Below are 2,633 nucleotides of genomic sequence, written 5' to 3' on the forward strand. Positions count from 1 at the left end.
GCCTTAGGATGATCATAATTTAGGTTCATTATGCGTGGTTTTTCCGTCAACCAGTAAAAAGAGGCATCAGTTAATCCGAACGCCTCTTTTATATCTATCTTAAAACAAAAAAAATACCGCAACAGCGCGGCATCATATCATTACAACAGAAATTGTAGGTTCACTCATTTGAACCAGCCCTTCTCTTTGAAGCGCATAATAGCCTCAATTCGGTTACTGACATTGAGCTTATCGAGAATAACAGAAATATAGTTACGAACTGTACCACGTGTAATATACATGTGATCAGCGATTTCCTTCGTATTCTTACCATCGGCAATAAGGGTCAGAACTTCCTTCTCCCTCTCTGTTAATGGATTTTCCTCATTATAAGTTTCTTCTACAAGCTCTGAGGCATAGATTCGCCTTCCAGCCATAATACTACGTATCGAAGTAGCCAGTTCCTCGCTCGGGCTGTCTTTCAACAAGTAACCGTTAGCACCAGCCTTCACTGCTCTTTCAAAGTACCCATACCGGGCAAACGTGGTCAATATGATGACCTTGCAGCCCAATCCCTTAAGTTCCTCCGCGGCATCCAACCCGCTCATTATCGGCATCTCAATGTCCATCACACAAATATCCGGCTTATGCAGTTGAACAAGTTTGACAGCATCCTCCCCATTGCTTGCTTTGCCTACGACCTGCATGTCTTCTTCCAAATCGAGTAAGGAAGCAAGGGCACCAAGCAGCATCCGTTGGTCCTCGGCGATTACAATTCGAATCATATCCTCACCTCCCTTTCCGGTGGAATGATAGCATTAGGTACTTTGATAACAATCACCGTACCCTGATTTGAAACAATTTCCATAGATCCATTAATAAATTCCAGTCGCTCTTTCATGCCACGCAATCCATTGCCAAGTAAAATAAGGCATTCTCTCGACATACCGATCCCATTGTCACTTACCTTGATAACGAGATCGCTTATTGAATGTTCGTTAACTTCGTGTCGCCCTCTACAATGAGCTCGATCTCTGCGGCTTTCAGAATCTGCCTAATACGAAACATCTCATCCACTAGTTTCGTACCGCGCATTTGAGTAACGATTTCCCTAACTTCCTTTAGCGCAATTCTAGCGGTCTGCCGCACATCGTTAATTTCGATTAATGCTTGCGTCGGATTTTTGGTTATTAATTTCCCGGCTAGATCACTCTTCAAACCAATTAATGAGAGCTTCTGACCAAGTGTATCGTGTAGGTCTCGAGCGATTCTTTGACGTTCCTCAAGCTTGACCAGCTCAGAAATCCGTTTATTGGCATCCTCTAGTTGTACTTGCAATATTTCACTCCTGTTTCGGTTGAACGTGGTGACGGGAAGGAGAATAACACCAATTACACATATAATGATAAAAGGTAATTGCGTGAAAAATACAGGATTTTGGGATACTAATCCATAGTTAATTGCTACAATCGTAGTTGTCAAATGAATGCAGTACAATGTGATAAATCCTGCCCGGCTTTTCATTGTGCCTATAAAAAACGCTAAAAACAGTGAGAAGTAGACATAGCTGAATATTAAGGCCATAATAATTGAAATTATTATTTGTACACTCGTCCAAAAGTACACAATCCATCCTTTAGACACGAAAGAAAGCACATAGCAACAAAAAAATACAATAATCATAATTGAGCCTAATACCATATGGTACATGTCAGAAGAACGGAAAATGAAATAAAAAGGAAGAATGTAAAAGACAACCCATATATACGGACTAAGACCGGTGTTTTTGTGAAATATTTGATACCACTTTTGCATAGTCCGTTATCCTCTATTTCTTCAACTTAGATTTAATTATATCTTAGCATAAACACGAAACGGATGTATTTACTGCCCTTGTAAGTTCGACTTACGAGCTTCAATACGGCTTTCACATAACTCCACTCATCTTCGTTCTCAAAATAGGAATCTTCAAACTGATGCTGTACATAAAACAGCCAGATCCCCAGCAAGCCAGCTACAAACATGATTGGACCTTGGATTAAAAGAAACGGCTGCCAACCAATTGCCCAGATCAGTAATGCATATAAGACAAGGATGGAAACGTTCGTCAAGTAAGTACTCATTCTCTCCTTGCGTTTTGCACCTTTCGTGTTAAAGCGATTCGTAACTAGGAACAAAAAGATAGGACCTAATCCGAACATAATAAAAGGATTCCGATATAAGCGATAAGCAATTCGAACCCAGAGGGAAGATGCCGCATATTCGTCGACAGTCAGCACCCACATATCACCTACACCACGTTTTTCGAGGTTACTGCTCGTTGCATGATGAATGGAATGACTGTTCTTCCACTGTTGATAGGGAAAGAGTGTAAGGATACCCGTGATTGTACCAACTATTTCATTAGCCTTGCGGCTCTTGAAAAACGATTGATGACAACAATCATGGAAAATGATAAAAGTCCGTATAACGAAACCAGATGCAAGGATCGTAATAGGGAATGTAATCCAATATGATATAGATAGGCTTAGATATGCAGCAATCCATAATAGCATTAACGGTCCTAACGTATTAATTAGCTGTTTGATGCTAGCCCTCGTATTTGATTTTTCATAAGGGGCAACCTGTTTTTTTAAATTGGTTAGTGTAGATTG

At 40.4% G+C, this 2,633-nt stretch carries 1 protein-coding gene and 2 pseudogenes; all 3 read right to left on the minus strand.

Features of this window, described 5'->3' with window-relative positions; translation table 11 throughout:
- Positions 1 to 164: 164 nt before the first annotated feature.
- Positions 165 to 764: a response regulator gene (locus AC1DUA_RS38770; protein ID WP_477504748.1), complete on the minus strand. Its 600-nt coding sequence runs from the start codon at positions 762 to 764 to the stop codon at positions 165 to 167.
- Positions 761 to 1,794: pseudogene (locus AC1DUA_RS38775) on the minus strand (sensor histidine kinase). The gene AC1DUA_RS38770 and the pseudogene AC1DUA_RS38775 overlap by 4 nt, the downstream one beginning before the upstream one ends.
- 53 nt (positions 1,795 to 1,847) lie before the next feature.
- Positions 1,848 to 2,633, minus strand: a pseudogene (locus AC1DUA_RS38780) (fatty acid desaturase); the annotation flags it as partial.

The organism is Paenibacillus sp. 01T422, from assembly GCF_056398785.1.

Excerpts from the sequence above, each read along its gene's own strand:
- AC1DUA_RS38770 (WP_477504748.1), bottom strand. The coding sequence starts at position 764 with ATGATTCGAATTGTAATCGCCGAGGACCAACGGATGCTGCTTGGTGCC.